This is a genomic window from Streptomyces longispororuber, from assembly GCF_024448165.1.
Taxonomy (GTDB): Bacteria; Actinomycetota; Actinomycetes; order Streptomycetales; family Streptomycetaceae; genus Streptomyces; species Streptomyces longispororuber_A.
Genome location: NZ_JAMOLN010000225.1, coordinates 1 through 15,939 on the forward strand (window position 1 = coordinate 1; position 15,939 = coordinate 15,939).

Sequence of the window (15,939 nt, forward strand, 5' to 3'; positions counted from 1 at the left end):
ACCGGGGGCTGTGGCCCCGGGCGTGGTCGGTGTCGGGCCGGTGGTGGCCGAGGTGTGCGACGGTGCGGGCTGTGCGGGCTGTGCCGGGGCGGCGGTTGACGGAGGGGCGGTCGGTGGTGCCTCGGTCGGTCGGGCGGACTCGGGTGGCCGTGGGGCGGCGCCGGGTGTCGCGGGTGCAGAGGCCGAGGGCCCCGTCTCGGTGGGCGTGGCCGACGTCGCGGTCGGTGCGTGCGCCGGATCGAGTCGCGTGGGGCCGCCCTGGATCTTGGCTCCGGTGGAGGACCGGGTCGGCCCGTACGGCGGGAGCGTCAGTGCCTTGGAGAGGAAGTCCGGCAGTGGCACCTTCGTCTCGGTGACGGGGAGGACCACGGACTGTTTCGGGGTGTTGGCGGGCGCGGCCGAGCCGGTCGGCGTCAGCTTCGGCACCGGCGACGATTCGGCGGCTGAGGCCGACCGTTTCGGATGGGGTGTCCAGTGGTCGCCGACGGCCGACTCCTGCGCGCCGAGCACGATGCTGATCGCCTCGTCCTGCCAGTCCACGCCGTGGAACTTCTCGCCCGCGGCCGCGTCGGCCATCAACTGCGTGACGACGTCGAGCCCGAGGTTCATGGCCGCACCGACCACGGCGTTCGACACGAACGTGCCCACCGTCCCCGTCTTCGCCAGGGCGGCCGCGAGTCTGGCGAACCAGGGCACCATGTTCGCCAGGATGTTGCGGACCGCGGTGAGCAACGCCCCGATCAGGGGCCCGAGTTCGAGCAGCAGTCCGCCCAGGGCCAGGCCGAAGATGTTGGCCAGCGCGGCGACCAGCCGCTGTTTGTTGATCTCGTGGATCGTCTTCTGCAGCTCCTCGGCGTAGACGTGCAGCGACTCGCCGATCTTCCACGCCGCGTCCGCCGACGTACTGAGGGACGAGAACACGCCCCGGTCCCCGTCGTGCCAGGCCGCCCGGGCCGCCGTCCCCGCCGCGCCCGTCCACCCCACGGCGTTGATGGCGCCGTCCATGGCCCGGGCCCGCTCGTACAGGGCGTCGCCGATGGCGATCCAGTCGTTGCCCAACCGCACGACGGGAGCCACGTCGAACTGGACCATGGTGGAGGACCTTTCGGGATCGGTGCGCGGCCGGGTACGTCGGCCCGGCCGCGACGGCGATGTGGAGGGGGCGGGGCGCGGTCAGTGGGCCGGCTCGGGGTCCGCCGGGTCGTGGACGGTCTGGACGACGACGGCGCCGCTCCTGCGGGAGACGAGCGTGCCGCGGCCCGGCGGCCGCCGGGCCGCCCGCTGGTCCCCGAGCAGCACGCCCTCACGGGGATCGCCGGACAGGATCAGCCCGCCGGTCCCCAGCTCCCGCAGCCGGCCGACGAACGGATCGGACATCGCCGAGCGGGTCGCTCCGCCGGTCCGCCGGGCGAGCACCAGGTGGAAGCCGATCTCCGCGGCCTGGGCGAGACAGTCGGCCAGGGGCGCGAGCGGGTTGCGGCCGCCGAGGCCGGCCCCGGCCACCAGGTCGTAGTCGTCGACGACGAGATACAGCTCGGGCCCCGACCACCAGGCGCGCTCCCGCAGTTCACGGGCGCTGATCCCGGCGGGCGGCATCCGCTCCCGCAGCTTCCCGGCGAGCTGCTCCAGATAGAACGCCGCGGCCTGCGACTCCCCGGCCTGCGCCCCGAGATACTCCTCGGGCACCGCTTCGAGGAGCCCCCTGCGGTAGTCGAGCACGATGAAGCGGACGTCCCACGAGGAGCGGCGCCGTACCGTCCCGCGCATCCACGCGCGCAGGAACTCCGTCTTCCCGGCACCGGAGTCGCCGAGCACGAGGAAGTGCGGTCCGTCGGTCTCCAGGTTCAGCACGGCGGGTTCCAGATCGGACTCGCGCAGCCCCACGGGTACGTCTGCGGTGGCCAGTCCGGCGCCGTCCGGGTGGGTCTGCGCCACGGCGTGCTCCAGGTCGGCGGGCGTGACGAGTTCGCCGAGGACCCGCAGCGGCTCCGCCTCCCGCCCCTGCCAGCCCGTCCACAGATCGTCGACGAGCTTCTGCTGGGCCTTGGCGAGGCCTTCGGTCGACGCGACACCGTCGGTGCGGGGCAGCGCCGCGTGGAAGGTCATCCCGGGGGCGATGATCCCGCGGCCCGGCAGGACGGCCTTCAGCGCGCGGGCGGCCGGCCGGGAGACCTCCGACTCGCCGGGTTCGTTCAGCCGCAGTTCGAGGCGGCCGGTGATGTTGTCGCGCAGGTTCGCGCGGATCTCGTTCCAGCGGTTGGCGCTGAGCACCAGGTGGATGCCCACGCCGAGGCCCCGGGTGGCGATCTCCACCAGCGTCTCGTCGGCCTCCTCCACGGCAGCGCGCAGAGCGCCCCAGTTGTCGACGACCAGGACGATGTCCGCGCCGTTGACCCCGTCCGGCAGCGCGCCCTCGGCCCGCATCCGGCGGAAGTCGTCCGCCGTGTCGGCCTTGAGCTCCCGGAACAGCCGCTCGCGTTCCTCCAACTGGCCGCGCACCACCGACAGGGCCCGCCGCACCTGCGCCTCGTCGTGCCGGGACGCGACCCCGGAGACGTGCGGGGCGCCCTCGACGCCGGCCAGGCTGCCGCCGCCGAAGTCGACGCAGACGAACTGGAGTTCATCCGGGGTGTGCACCAGCATCGCGCTCAGCACGGCGGTGCGCAGCAGGGTGCTCTTGCCGGACTGCGGCGCCCCCACCACGGCGATGTGACCGTGGGCACCGGCCAGGTCCAGGTGCAGGACCCGCTGCTCCTGCTGGGCGGGCAGGTCGACGACGCCGACCGGGATGCTCAGCCCGCCGCCGTCCGGCCACACCTCGGAGCGCAGGCCGCGCTCGTCGTCGGTGGTGACGGGGCCGAGGACCGAGTCCAGTTCCAGCGCCGGTGGCAGCGGTGGCAGCCACACCTGGTGCACCGGGTTGCCGTAGGACATCATCCGTTCCACGGCGACCTGCATCTCCGAGCGGCGGCCCGCCTCGGGCGGCGCGACGGGGGCGGGTGCCTCGACGGCCTCGTCCTGCCCGGACCGGACGTCCTGGGCCGTACGGAAGGCGAAGGGGCGCAGGGACACCTCCACCGGCGGTGCCGAGGGCGCCTCGGACACGTCGTGGTGGGTGCCCGACACATGGGCGACGCGGAACCGTTCGTACACGGACTCGTCGACCTTGAGATAGGCGGAGCCGGGGATCGACGGCAGCCGGTAGGCGTCGGTCGTGCCGATCACCGCACGGCTCTCCGCGGCACTGAACGTGCGCAGGCAGATCCGGTACGACAGGTGCGACTCCAGGCCGCGGAGCCGGCCCTCGTCCAGGCGCTGGGTGGCGAGCAGCAGATGCATGCCGAGGCTGCGCCCCACTCGGCCGATCTGGACGAACAGCTCGATGAAGTCCGGCCGCTGGGCCAGGAGTTCACCGAACTCGTCCACCATGATCATGAGGTAGGGCATGGGCTCCAGCGGGCGTCCTTCGGTGTCCGTGGCGCCCTGGGCCTGGAGGATCTGGTACTCGCGGACCGAGTCCACGTTGCCGGCGTCGCGCAGCATCTGCTGGCGGCGCGTCTGTTCGCCCTGGAGTGCCGCGCGGACGCGGTCCACCAGGGCCAGATCGTCCGAGAGGTTGGTGATGAGACCGGCGACATGGGGCAGTTCGGTGACCCCGGCGAAGGTGGCGCCGCCCTTGAAGTCGACCAGGACGAAGCTGAGTTGCTCGGGGGAGTGGGTCAGCGTCAGCCCCGTCACCAGGGTGCGCAGGAGTTCGCTCTTGCCCGAGCCGGTCGCGCCGACCACCAGGCCGTGGGGGCCCACGCCGCCCAGCGCGGACTCCTTGAGGTCGAGCGTGAGCTGCTCGCCCTCACCCGTGACGCCGATCGGGAGGCGCAGCAGCGCCTCGTCGTCCGGCGCCCGCCACAGCGCGGGCGGGTCCACCTCCTCCAGCCGCCGCAACCCGAGCATGCCGGGCAGCGAGACCGTGCGGGACAGCACCTGTTCGCGCTCCCCGGCCAGCCGCAGCGGCGCCAGCGCCCGCGCCGTCTGCTCGCCCAGGGCGGGCGGGCAGGCGTCCGCCGTCGCGTCCGTCACGGCACTGGTCAGCGCCGGTACGCGGCTCTCCAGGACGAGTGAGCCGTCCGCGCCGATCCGGGCCCGGACGTCGACCCGCCCGGGCTCCTCGCTCTCCTTGGTCACCGTGCACACGACGTGCAGGCCCGTGGCCGGGCCCGCCTCCATGAGCAGGTCGGTGACGAGCGGCAGGTTCGCCCAGGGCGCGTCCGGCCGGAAGCCGTCCAGGACGACGACCAGATGCCGCTCCGCCGGCACGTCACGGCGCAGGATGCCGGCCGTGTTCTCGGCCCGCTCGGCCCTGGCCCGTTCGAGCCGGGCGGCCAGGACGTCCTCGATGCCCTCGATGTGCCCGGCGACCACCGGGCCCGCGCCGCGGGCGTCCGCGTGCCGCGCGTGCGGCAGCCACTTCACCCAGGACCACGGGGCGTCCTCGGCGGTCAGCGCGACGATCTCCACGTCGTCCGGCGCGTGCAGCACACCGAGTTGCAGCAGGAGGGCGCCGACGAGCGGTCCGGTGCGTTCCGCGGGCCCGTGCACGCTGAGCACCCCGGTCGCCGCGAGGTCGACCCACGCGGGTTCGTGTCCCACGCGGTCGTGGTCGTGCAGCAGCCGGTCCGCGGCGCGCTGCGACTGCGCCTCGAACTCCGCGGTCGGATCGCCCCGCTTGCCGGACGCCAGCCGCATCGCCGGCACGCCCTGGCCCTGGCCGAGCCGGAGCCGGAGGAAGTCCTCGTCGGCCGGCCGGCGCTCCCACACCCGGCGCCGCCCGGTGGCCAGCGCCCACAGCCGGCGCGGCGAGGGATGCAGGAAGGCGCTCACCGCCCGCTGGGCCGCCGCGGAGGTGCGGGCCTGGGCGCGGATGTCGGACAAGTACTCGACGTAGCGGTCGCGTTGGCGCAGCCGGGCGATCCGCGTCGACCTCCTGGACTGCGACCGCACCAGGGCGGTCACGGCGACCGACGTGATCACGAAGCCGACGCCGAGGACGATCATCCAGGGGCGGCCGAAGGTGACCATGTACGCGGCCATGCTCACGCTGCTGAGCAGCGGCAGCAGCATGTAGAGCCAGCTGGACGCCTGCGCCTCCTGCGGTTTCTGGGGCGGCGCGGGCAGGGCGATCTGCTGTTCGGGCACCGAGGGCGGGAAGGTCCGCGCCGGACGGTGGAAGGCGATGTTGCTCATCAGTTGAAGAAGTCCTCCACGACGGCGGAATCTTGGGGGTCGAGGCCCTCCGGCACGTCCGGCGGTGCCGAGGTGGGGGTCGACGGGGTGTCGCCCGAGAGCGCCTGGGCGGCCTGGTGCTGGAGGTCCTTGGTGCCGCCCGGGAGGTTGTCGGCGAAGTCCCTGAACACCTTCTCCAGGCTGGCCTCGGTCTGGCTGAACGCGGCGGCCACCACGTGCACCGTGCCCGCCATGACGTTGAGGACGCCGTCCTCCGGGTGCTTCTTGCTGCCGAAGAGCTCACGCATCACGCCGTTCCAGCGGTCCATGAACCTCTTCGCCTCCTGCGCGGTGTCGCCCGCCCAGCTCAGCTCCAGGTGGAACGCGGCGTCGGCGACGGCCTCGATGTGATCGACCATCTGGTCCGCGAGCGCCAGCAGAGCCTTGCTGATCTCCTCGACCAGCCGCGGGTCGATCGACAGGACCGACGTGTCGTAGTCCGGGCTCTCAGGCATCCGAAGCCCCCTGCCCGGTCATGCGGTCCCGGAGCGCCGCCTCGGGTTGCGGGGCCGTCTCGGGTTGCGGGGCCGTCTCACCGGTCCGCAGTGAAGCCTCGGGCCGCGGGTCCGTCTCGCCGTTGCGGAGCGTCCCCTCGTGCGGCGCCGGGTGGCTGCCCTGCGCGTGCTGCTGCGGTGCGTGCGCGCCGTGCGAGGAGCCGCTGCCGCCACCGCTGTTGTGGAAGTTCGCCTTCTCGGCGTCCACGTAGGTGTCGTAGGAGACCTGCATACGCCGGGTCATCTCCTCCAGGAGCGCGTGCAGGTCGGCCGAGGCGCGGTCGAACCACTTCATGACCGGTTCGCTGCTGGACTCCGACGGGCTGCGCCACACGCCGGGCAGCCTGGCGAACTGGCCGCGGATCTGCCCCAGGTCACCCTGGATGTCCCGGGAGACCGCCCTGACCTTCCGGGTGGCGTCGCCCAGCGCACCCAGCGCCACCTCGAACTCTCCCCGGCTCATCTTGTGCGAACCGTCAGCCATGCCTGCCCACCCCGTTCCGTGCCGGTGCTGAAAGGACTGCCGCCGGGAACCGGCGAGCAGTGACACATGTGTGAGTGTCCGGCCGGGACACATGCGAACATGAAATGAAGGGTGTCACGGCGCGACAGATGTGAAGTCCCGACCGGACACCGCCCTCATCGACAGGAGCGAGACCGTGGCCGATCTCAAGGGTTCCAAGTACGACCCCCATCCGCTCACCGGCGACAGCACGGGCGACGGTGCGGGAGGTGACAGCACACCGGATCCGGACGCGGGCAAGGACCTGAGCTATCTCATGCCGTCCGTCACGGTCGCCTGGGACACGCCGCCGTCCTTCAACCTGCCGCCCAAGTCCGACACGCCCGAGGGCGCGCCCTCCTCCGAAGTGGTGGACACCGGGCCCCTGTTCGTGGACGCGGACAGTGTCCGCGCGGCCGAGGAGACCGTCCTCGGCCTGCTCCGCTCCGCGGCCTTCGACTACCAGCTCCTGCGCATCGCCACCATGGCGCTGCGCACGGACGACTTCTTCGGCCCGCCGCAGCCGAAACAGCCCCTCGCCGCCATGAACGCGAACGGTCCCGGCAACAGCAGCGGGGCCGCCCCCATGCCGGACGGGCAGACCGACCCGGAAGGCACCGAGGCGGTCGCCGAGATGGGCCGGAAGTTCGGCGAGACCATCAAGCCCGCGATGGAGAAGGCGCTCTGGCAGATGGCCAACTCCCTGACGCTGACCGGCCAGTACCTCGCCGTCGTCAACCGGGCCGGCCAGATGTACGCCCAGGTCGACCGCAAGGCCACCTTCCCCGACCCGCCGGCCCACCCGGCCACCGAGTGATCCGTACGGCCCGTGCGGTCCGGTCCCGGCCGCGCGGGCCGTGCGCCGCCTCATGAGCGCAACGCCTCCTCCGGCAGGTCCTGGGGCAGTACGAGAGTGAGGTCCTCGGCCCCGGGGGAGGCCAGGTCCGCCACCCGCTGCGCGTGCAGTTCCGTCATCCGCTGGAACACCTGCCGGGCCGTGCGGCCGTTGCCGAACCGCTCGGTGCGCTCCATCGCGTCGAAGAGCGAGGTCAGCCCGGCGACGGTGTCCTCGCGCAGCCGGTACTCGTGCAGGTGCGCCTGGTGCTCGACGATGCGCACCAGGTCGTCGGACGCGTAATCGTCGAAGCTCAGGGTCCGCGTGAAGCGTGACGCGAGGCCCGGGTTGGAGCCGAGGAACCGGTCCATGTCGTCCGGATAGCCCGCGACGATGACGACGACGTCGTCCCGGTGGTCCTCCATCAGTTTGACCAGCGTCGCCACCGCCTCCTGGCCGAAGTCGGACACCTGGCCGTGCGGCACCAGCGCGTAGGCCTCGTCGATGAACAGCACGCCGCCCAGGGCCCGCCGGAAGACGGCCGTCGTCCGCGGCGCGGTGTGGCCGACGTACTCGCCCACGAGCGCCGCGCGGTCGGCCTCGACGAGACGGCCGTGGGACAGCATGCCGAGAGCGGCCAGGATGCGGCCGTAGAGGCGGGCCACGGTCGTCTTGCCCGTGCCCGGGTTCCCGGCGAACACGAGGTGCCGGCTGAGCGGCGGCGGCTGCAGCCCCGCCTCCTGGCGCTGCTTGACCATCCGCATCACCTTGGCCAGCGAGGCGACCTCCTGCTTGACCCGGTCCAGGCCCACCAGCCGGCCGAGTTCGGCCAGCAGCCCCGCCAGCGTCTCCGCGGCGCCCGGATCCTCCCCGTCCTCCGCATGCTTTGCGTCCTTCACGTCTTCCTCGGACGGGCTCCCGCCGGGCGGCGCAGCCCGGCCGCCGTGGACCGCGGGATTCCGCTCGGGGGCGGGACCGGCGTCGGCCGGCAACGTCGTGACCGACACGTTCTCGGTGCGGCAGCCCTCGAACACCGGCTCGCTGTCGGCGTGCGCGGAGAGGTCCTCCTGCGTGTCGTGCACCCGCAGGCCCCGGAACACGGGCGTGGCCTTCGCCCCCACGTAGAGGGCGGGATACCGGGTGTCGGCGATCGTGCACCGCTCGAACACCCCGGCCGCCCCGTCATGCGCGTAGACACCGTTCTTGGCCGTGCCGCTGATCCTCGTGGCGAACACCCGGGGCCGCGCCCCCCTCCACACCACAAGCCCGCTGCCCCGGACGTCACCGACGGCCGTGGCATCGACCCAGCCCTCGCTGTCCCGCTCGAAGAAGACCCCCGAGGTCCCGCAGTCCTCGACCACGCAGTCCGTCAGCGTCGCGCCGGTGCCCGCGCCGACCTCCACCCCCGTGGTCCGCACCGAACGGATCTCGCAGGCGTCGAGCAGCGGGCGGTGCCGGGTCCGCAGCCGGACGCCGGTCGCGCACGCGGAGACCGAGCAGCGGCGCAGCACCGCGTCGCCGTCCTCGACGTCCACCCCGGACAGAGCGGCCCGCTCGACCCGGCTGTCCAATGCCGTCAGATGGCCGCCGTGCTCCACGCGGACACCGTGCTGCTCACTGTCCAGCACGGCACAGGACCGCAGCTCCGCCCGGCCACCGCCTTGCAGGTGCACCGCGCTGTAGGCGGTGGCGGACAGTTCGCAGTCGGTGAGCACGGTGAGCGAACTCCCGCTCCCGTACAGCCCGTTGGCGCCGGTCCGGGTGAACACGCAGCCGGTCGCACGGACCCGGGCGTCGCCCCCGACGGCCAGTGCCGTGCCCGGCAGGTCGACGGCCCTGACCCGGTCGAGGACGAGGGCGGCGTCGTCCATGACGTGCAGCGCCGCTCCACCCGTCTGCGTGAGATGACAGTCGGTCAGGCGTGCCTCGGCCTCTCCGGCGAGGTACACGCCTTCGCGGCCGGTGCGCAGGATCTCACACCGTTCGAGGCGGATGCGGTCGTCTACGTGTCCGGCGGCCGCACCAGCCGCACCAGCCGCACCAGCCGCACCGGCCTCGTCGGCCGACCCGTCCGCCCTGTCATGCCTGTCACGCCCATCACCCCCGTCAGACCCGGCCGCCGAGGCGCAGCCGTCGGCGCGCAGCCCGTGGCCACCCGCGCCGTGCAGACGGCAGCCGGACAGCAGGAGCCGGACCGGGCCGCCGACCCGGACCGCGTCCTCGGCGCACTCGCCCAGGAAACAGTCCTCGGCCGTGACCGCGGCCGTCCCGGTCAGCACCAGCGCACAGGCCGCCGACCGGTCGATCCGGGTGCCGCGCAGGTCCGCCCGGGCCCCGTCGTCGACGTGCACGCCGTGCCGGCCGACCGGCCCGAGCGTGCAGCCGGTGACGGCGGCCACGGCGGTGCCGGTGATCCGGACGCCGTCGCCGGGCACGTCCCGTACGGCGCAGTCGCACAGGGCGGCCCGCGCGTCGTGCCCCACCTCGACCGAACCGGCCGTCACGGTGCACGCCTCGACGCGCGCGTCACCGCCGCGGACCAGCAGCGCGGGTCCGCCGCCACCGCCCGCGAGGTCGAGGTGGCGCAGCACCGGCGCCCCGCCGCTGACGGTCACCGCGGCGCCGCGGGCGGGCGCGATCCGCACCGTGCCAGGACCCTTCGCGGCCGTCAGCGTCACCGTACGGTCGAGTACCAACGACTCGCGGTAGACGCCGGGTTGGAGGGAGACCACGGCTCCGTCGGCGGCGGCGCGCACGGCCGCCGCGATCGTGCGGTGCGTCCCCCATCCCCGCTCGGCGACCCGTACGACGCCGTGCTTCATGACCGGCTGCGCAGTGCGGCCGGTGCCGCCGTTCACAGGCCCGCCCCGAGGCTCAGCAGGTCACCGAAGACGCCGAAGACACCCAGGGCGAGCGGGACGCTGACGACCGACAGGAACAGTCCGAGCGAGCTCATCCAGACCGGCCGCTCGCCGACCCGGTCGGAGCTGCCGAACACCCGGGCGAGGCCCAGGCCGAGCGCCGCCAGGGCCGCCAGGACCAGCGCCGCGGGACCGGCCCAGGGCGGGGCGCCGAAGGACGCCGGGGCGAGCGCCAGGCAGGAGGCCAGACCGGTCACCCCCGCGACCAGCTGGGGCAGTACGGCGCCGAGGGCGTTGAGCAGTCCGGCCCGCAGCAGCAGCGCCAGACTCGCGCAGGCGCACAGCGCCACCGGCCACGCGTCGTCCGCGGCGGCGAGCAGCACCAGGGCCGGCGCCAGCACGAGGGCGCACAGGACGGCGACGCCGGTCAGCAACCGGCGTGCCTGCCAGGCCAGTTCGGTCACGTCGGGGCCGCGTCCGGCCGGTTCGCCGTCGGCCGCGCCAGGTGCCCCGCCCGCCAGGGCGACGAGGTGTCCGGTGGCGGTGGGGGCCACGGCGAGCAGACCGAGCAGGAGCACGGCGACGACGCCCGCGCTCTGGGTCGGGCCGGCGCCGGCCAGGCCGAGGCCCACCGCCGTGGGCAGGAAGAGAGCGGACCCGGTGAGGACGGCCAGGGTCAGGAGGTGCGGCACCGCGAGACGGGCGACGGCCGACCCGAGCACGAGGCCCATGCCGGCCGCCACGAGCGCCGTGGAGAGGTGCTCGCGCGCGAGGGGCACCGACAGCGCGGCCGTCGCGTAGAGCGGCACCGCCGACAGCGCCATGGCCAGGCGGACGCCGACCGGCAGGCTCCACGCGCGCCGGGTGGCGTGCGCGGCCAGCAGGGCAGGACCGGAGCCGGCCAGCAACGCGCCGATGCCGCCCACCGGTTGCGCCGGCCGCTGCGCTACCAGCAGCGCGAAACCGGCGACCAGCGCCGCTACCGCACCCAGCAGCAGGGCGTGGGCCCGCGCCCCGGCGTCCCAGGACAGGCCGGAGCGGTTGACCTCGTCGACCTGTTCCTCCAGGTCACTGACCTCGGCCTCGTCGAACTCGCCGGCGGCGGCGTCCTGGAGGTAGAGGGTCGCGCCGTCCACGACCCCGGACTCCGCGAGGGTCGCCTCCGGCGGGAAGGGCCGGGCCCCCGGCAGCGCGAGGGACCAGACGGGCGGGAACGTGTCGTCGGTCGTCTCCTGACCGCACGCGCGCAACAACATCGGTGTGTACTCGGCGATCGTCGCGTACACCGGTACCGACAGGTCGACTCTGCGCCGTGCCCCCACGATCGTGACGTGACAGCGGTCGTCTTCCACAGGCCATTCCTTCTGCTCGGCTCGTTGCGGACCGTGGGCTCGGCCGTGGGCCGGAGCCGTCCCTCACAGGTGTTCCGTCAGCCCGGCGAACCGGGCCTGCAGGGCGGCGGCCGCCGCCCCGTGCGCGTGGCGCACCGCGGTCAGGACGCTGTCCGCGAGGGCCTCGGTGTGGTCGGGGTCGGCGGCCACCGGGGAGATCTCCAGATGCTCCAGACGGCCCGCCGCGCTCACCGTCGCCGTGACCAGACCGCCACTGGCGACGCCGGTGAACTCCTTGTCAGCAGGCGTCTGTTGAGCGGCGAGAAAGCCGTGCGTCAGCTGCCGGGCCTGTTCCAGGAGCGCGTCGAGGTCGGGCTGCCCGTGCTCGTCGCGTGCGTGTTCACCGGCGGCCATCAGCCCATGCCCCACTTCTGGTTCGGGGTGCCCGCGCAGCTGTACAGCTGGAGACGGGTGCCGTCGGCGGTCTTCTTGTCGCGGACGTCCACGCACTTGCCCACGGGCGTGTTAACGAGGTCGTCGGACTTGTTCAGGGAGAACTTCTGCGCCGCACTCCCCGTGCAGGTGGCCAGCACGATGGGGGTGCCGTTGGCCGTCGAGCCCCCGGCGAGCTGCATGCACTTGCCCAGCGACCGGACCGTGCCGTCGGAGTAGAACGTCCACTTCTGCCAGCTGTCGTTGGAGCAGTCCCAGATCTGCAGCGGGGTTCCGTCGCCGCTGCCGCCGTCCAGGACGTCGATGCACCGGCTCGACGCGAAGCTCACGATCCGGCCGGACACACCCGGCTGGGCCTGCGCCTTGGCCTTCGGGCGGGTCGTCGTGGCCGGCGCGTTCCCACCCTGCCCCGATCCGGAAGCGCTGCCGCCTGTGCCGCTGCCGCCCGCACCGGAGCCTGAACCTGAGCCGGAGCCGCCCGTGCCGGCGGCGGGCGCGTGGTGGCCGGACCCGCCCTGCGGGGCGGCGCCTTCCGCCGGGAGCGGCGCCGTACCGCCGCCGGACGTCACGGACTTCGACCCGTGCCCCGCCTTCGGAGATCCGCTCGTCCCCGGGTGGACGGCGTCCCCCTGTGTCCCGGGGGTCCGGGTGCCGGCGTGCGCCGACGCGGCCGCCCGGTCGGCGGATCCGTCGCCCATCGTGGACATCATGCCGATGCCGACCGCACCCGCCGCGACGAGCACGACCACGCCCACCACGACGAACAGCCGCGAGAACACATGGGGCCGGTCGCGTTCCCCCATCCTGCGGGCGCTCGCGGCGAAACTGCCCGCGAAACCGGGCAGCCCGGGCCCGCGCACCTTCTTGGACTCTGGATCCCCCATGCCGATTCCTTTCGCGACGGACACATCCGACGGCACTCACATGTTGAAACACGTGTGTGCAATCCTAGCCGCACTCGGACACCTGACTTCACCCCAGCCGGTGCACAAGTCAGGTATCTTTGCCGGCGGACGGTGCCGTGCAACACTCCAGGTGTGCTGATCGGCACACCTCGACGGAAGGTGTCCCACTGTGTCGGTAACCAGAGACGGGGTCGTCTACGAGCTGCTGCCGTCGGATCTCACCGACGCGGCCCGCTCCTGTGCCACCACGGCGCAGTCCGTCGCCGAGCGGCTGGACGCGCTCAGGAAGTACGTGGTGAGCATGGAGGACTTCTGGCGGGGCCCCGCGGCGACCCAGTTCGGGGCGCTGATGGCCGACTACGACGCGAACGCGGCCAAGCTCCACCAGGCGCTCACCGCGATCTCCGAAGGCCTGAGCGGTACGCACGGCAACTACGTCGACGCGGAGACGGCCGCGTCGCACAACGTCTCCAGGATCCAGCTCCCGCCGCCCCGGTGGTAGCGGGTGCGCAACGAGCGGGAGAACAGACATGCCTGACTTTGAATCGGCGTCGCTGCGCGTGCACGGCAACCTCCAGGACGCCGGGCACGTCATCAACGAGACGGTGCGGCTCCTCGACGAGGAACTGGAGAACCTGCGCACGAAACTGCAGCCGCTGATCCAGACCTGGGCCGCGCAGTCGGCGGACGAGTACCAGCTCCACATGCACCACTGGGACCAGGCCGCGGTCGCGCTGTACGGCGACGAGGCACAGGGCGGCGTGCTCGGCACGATCGCCGCGATGATGCACGTCAACTGGACCAACTACGCGGACGCGGAAGCGGCGAACCTGAAGACGTGGACGTCCGCCAACTGAACCGGCCCGGGTGACCGGTCCGACCCCGTGACCGATCCGACCCCGTGACCAGTCCGGCCCGGTGACCAGTCCGGCGCGGTGATCAGTCGGACTGCGTCATGGGGTCCTGGAGCAGGTCCGCCGTAGCGCGGTCCCAGTCGATCGCGGAGAGCTCCTGACCTGCGGGAACCAGCCCGTAGGTGTGCTCCAGCCACTGCGCCAGCGGCGGCACGGGCAGCTCGAACAGGGCCGCCATGTCGCCGGAGGCCAACTGCAGCCGGGCGGTCGTCGCCTCCCCGGCCGAGGGCGCCGGCCAGATCCGGACGTCGCCGAGACCGCTCACCGAGTACAGCCCCTGCCGCAGCAGATCGCGGCCGATCCGCCACAGCACGCGGGGGCCGCCCTCGACGAGCAGCTCCACGTGGACGAGCAGGGGAGAGCCGGGATCGAACCGGAACTCCGCCCTGACGGTCTGCCGGGCCGAGACGCCCAGCACCCGCTCGATGTCCAGGACCAGCTCGGTGCCGCTGCCGCGCGGGACCGTCCTGGGAGCCTGGACACCGGGATGGTTGCCGCTCATGACGCGAGGACCCTTCTGTGGGCGGAAGCTGACCCGGCCCACTCTCGTCGTCGCGCGATCGACGTACATAAGTAAGTTGACCGTCGCTCTGCACCGAGTTCGCCGCCGAACGCCCGCGACCATGTCCGGGAAACAGCCTCCTGTCCCTCTTTGTGCGCCCCCGGATCACCTGGTCACAGGTGCCCGGGGGCGTCGGTGCGTCCGGGCGCTCCAGGATCGTCAGCACTCACCGGCCAAGCCTTCAGCGCCTCTCTGGAATAGATCTAGTCCCAACAAGCGCTACAGTGATGAGACAAATAAGAGCCTGAGTGTCAGATCAATGAGTCGGTTACAATGCACTGCTTCCGGAAAGGGAAGTCCTGATGTCGAAGTCACAGCGGTTCGCGGCACCCGCATCACCTGAGGCACCCGCGGCAGGCGGGGGCGGGGTGGCCGCAGCCATGAGCGCGTTGATCCTCGCGGTCCTCCTGGCCGCCCTGGACCAGACGATCGTCTCCACCGCACTGCCCCGGATAGCGCAGGACCTGAACGGGTTCGACGACATCGCCTGGGTCAGCGCCGCATACCTGCTCGCCTCCACGGCGGTCACACCCCTGTGGGGCAAGCTCGGCGACATGTTCGGCCGCAAGCGGCTCTACCTGACGGCCACCTCGATCTTCCTGATCGCCTCGGTCGCCTGCGGCCTGGCGCAGAACCTGCCCGAACTGATCGGCGCCCGGGTGCTCCAGGGCGTGGGCGGCGGCGGCATGATCGTGCTGACCTTCGCCCTTGTCGGCGACATCGTCGCCCCGGGCGAACGCGGCCGCTACCAGGGCATGTTCGGTTCGGTCTACGGCGTCGCCAGCATCGTCGGCCCCCTGCTGGGCGGCGTCTTCACCGACCAGCTGTCCTGGCGGTGGGCCTTCCTGATCAACCTGCCCGTCGGCGTCGTCGCCCTGGCCGTCGCCGCCCGCGCACTGCCCGCCGCCACCCGCGGCGCCAAGGCCCGCATCGACTACCTCGGCGCCACCCTCCTGGCCGCGATCGCCACCGGCCTCGTCCTGATCACCTCGTTCGGCGAGCGCTGGGGCTGGGGGTCGCCCGCCATCGTCGGCCTGATCGTCGCCACCCTCGCCCTGGCAGCCCTGCTGCTCCCGGTCGAGCGCCGCGCCGCCGCCCCGGTCCTGCCGCCGGCCATGCTCGGCTCGCGGACCGTGGTCTTCTCCTCGCTGATCGGGTTCTTCGCCAACGCCGCGATGTTCGCCGTCCTCGTCTACCTGCCGACCTACCTGCAGATCGTGCACGGCGTCTCGGCCACCCTGTCCGGCATCCACATGCTGCCGCTCGTCGCCGGCCTGGTCATCAGCCAGTCCCTGGCCGGACGCTGGGCCGCACACGTCGAGCGGCTGCGGACGATCCTGCTCGCCGGCCTCGCCGCCAACCTCGCCGGACTGCTCCTGCTGGGCACCATCGGCGCGGCCACCAACACCTGGGCGCTGAGCGGCTACTTCCTGATCACCGGCGTCGGCATCGGCATGGTCCCCATGGTCGTGCTGACCACCGTCCAGAACAGCGTGCCCGCCGCCGACCTGGGCGCCGCCAGCGCCGTGGTCACCTTCTCCCGCTCCATCGGCGCGGCCTTCGGCGTCGCCGTCTTCGGCACGCTCCTCAACACCGGCTTCGCCGACCGCGCCCACGGCCTGCCCACCGCAGGCGGCTTCGACGCCGCCCGCCCCGACACCATCGGCCACCTGCCCGCGGCCCTGCGCGACACCGCACTGGACGCCTTCGCCCACGCCACGGCGACGGGATACCTCTGGATCGCCCCCACCCTCGCCGTCGGCGTCGTACTGGCCCTCTTCCTCCGGCCGTCCCACAAGACC

At 72.9% G+C, this 15,939-nt stretch carries 12 protein-coding genes and 1 pseudogene; 4 read left to right on the forward strand and 9 right to left on the reverse strand.

Features of this window, described 5'->3' with window-relative positions:
• From M4J07_RS40090 to M4J07_RS40105, 4 genes and pseudogenes are all read right to left on the reverse strand, one after another.
• Window positions 1–1,092 (reverse strand): annotated as a pseudogene (locus M4J07_RS40090) (hypothetical protein); the annotation flags it as partial.
• Window positions 1,093–1,173: 81 nt separating this feature from the next.
• Window positions 1,174–5,241: a type VII secretion protein EccCa gene (eccCa, locus tag M4J07_RS40095; protein WP_255980711.1), complete on the reverse strand. Its 4,068-nt coding sequence runs from the start codon at window positions 5,239–5,241 to the stop codon at window positions 1,174–1,176.
• Window positions 5,241–5,735 (reverse strand): WXG100 family type VII secretion target, encoded by a 495-nt coding sequence (locus tag M4J07_RS40100; protein ID WP_255980713.1) that lies wholly within the window; start codon window positions 5,733–5,735, stop codon window positions 5,241–5,243. Before M4J07_RS40100 ends, eccCa begins: the two co-directional genes overlap by 1 nt.
• The gene (locus tag M4J07_RS40105; RefSeq protein WP_255980715.1) at window positions 5,728–6,258 is read right to left on the reverse strand and encodes a WXG100 family type VII secretion target; all 531 of its coding nucleotides are present in this window, start codon (window positions 6,256–6,258) and stop codon (window positions 5,728–5,730) included. Before M4J07_RS40105 ends, M4J07_RS40100 begins: the two co-directional genes overlap by 8 nt.
• 175 nt (window positions 6,259–6,433) lie before the next feature.
• Here M4J07_RS40105 and M4J07_RS40110 point away from each other — a divergent pair, with 175 nt between their 5' ends.
• A complete protein-coding gene (locus tag M4J07_RS40110; RefSeq protein ID WP_255980717.1) occupies window positions 6,434–7,093 on the forward strand; it encodes a hypothetical protein in 660 nt (219 codons plus the stop codon).
• Window positions 7,094–7,143: 50 nt separating this feature from the next.
• Here the strand turns inward: M4J07_RS40110 and M4J07_RS40115 are convergent, their stop codons facing one another.
• From M4J07_RS40115 to M4J07_RS40130, 4 genes are all read right to left on the reverse strand, one after another.
• Window positions 7,144–9,933 (reverse strand): right-handed parallel beta-helix repeat-containing protein, encoded by a 2,790-nt coding sequence (locus tag M4J07_RS40115; protein ID WP_255980719.1) that lies wholly within the window; start codon window positions 9,931–9,933, stop codon window positions 7,144–7,146.
• A gap of 32 nt (window positions 9,934–9,965) precedes the next feature.
• Complete coding sequence (locus M4J07_RS40120; RefSeq protein WP_255980721.1) at window positions 9,966–11,324, reverse strand: EsaB/YukD family protein; 1,359 nt, start codon at window positions 11,322–11,324, stop codon at window positions 9,966–9,968.
• A 63-nt stretch (window positions 11,325–11,387) separates the two neighbouring features.
• Window positions 11,388–11,717 carry a YbaB/EbfC family nucleoid-associated protein gene (locus tag M4J07_RS40125; protein WP_255980723.1) on the reverse strand — a complete coding sequence of 110 codons (330 nt, stop codon included), beginning with the start codon at window positions 11,715–11,717 and terminating at the stop codon, window positions 11,388–11,390.
• Window positions 11,717–12,640: an RICIN domain-containing protein gene (locus tag M4J07_RS40130; RefSeq protein WP_255980725.1), complete on the reverse strand. Its 924-nt coding sequence runs from the start codon at window positions 12,638–12,640 to the stop codon at window positions 11,717–11,719. The genes M4J07_RS40125 and M4J07_RS40130 overlap by 1 nt, the downstream gene beginning before the upstream one ends.
• Window positions 12,641–12,830: 190 nt before the next feature.
• Here M4J07_RS40130 and M4J07_RS40135 point away from each other — a divergent pair, with 190 nt between their 5' ends.
• Both M4J07_RS40135 and M4J07_RS40140 read left to right on the forward strand, forming a co-directional pair.
• Entirely contained in the window at window positions 12,831–13,163 is a 333-nt protein-coding gene (locus tag M4J07_RS40135; protein WP_255980727.1) for a WXG100 family type VII secretion target, read from the forward strand.
• A 28-nt stretch (window positions 13,164–13,191) separates the two neighbouring features.
• Window positions 13,192–13,518, forward strand: a complete 327-nt coding sequence (locus tag M4J07_RS40140; protein ID WP_255980729.1) for a WXG100 family type VII secretion target — start codon at window positions 13,192–13,194, stop codon at window positions 13,516–13,518.
• An 82-nt stretch (window positions 13,519–13,600) separates the two neighbouring features.
• On the opposite strand, the gene M4J07_RS40145 is transcribed toward M4J07_RS40140, so the two are convergent.
• On the reverse strand, window positions 13,601–14,077 hold the full coding sequence (locus M4J07_RS40145) for an SsgA family sporulation/cell division regulator (protein ID WP_255980731.1): 477 nt from the start codon (window positions 14,075–14,077) through the stop codon (window positions 13,601–13,603).
• Between the two features lie 440 nt (window positions 14,078–14,517).
• Between M4J07_RS40145 and M4J07_RS40150 the strand changes: the two genes are divergently transcribed.
• On the forward strand, window positions 14,518–15,939 hold a 1,422-nt coding region (locus tag M4J07_RS40150; RefSeq protein WP_255980733.1), incomplete at its 3' end, for an MDR family MFS transporter.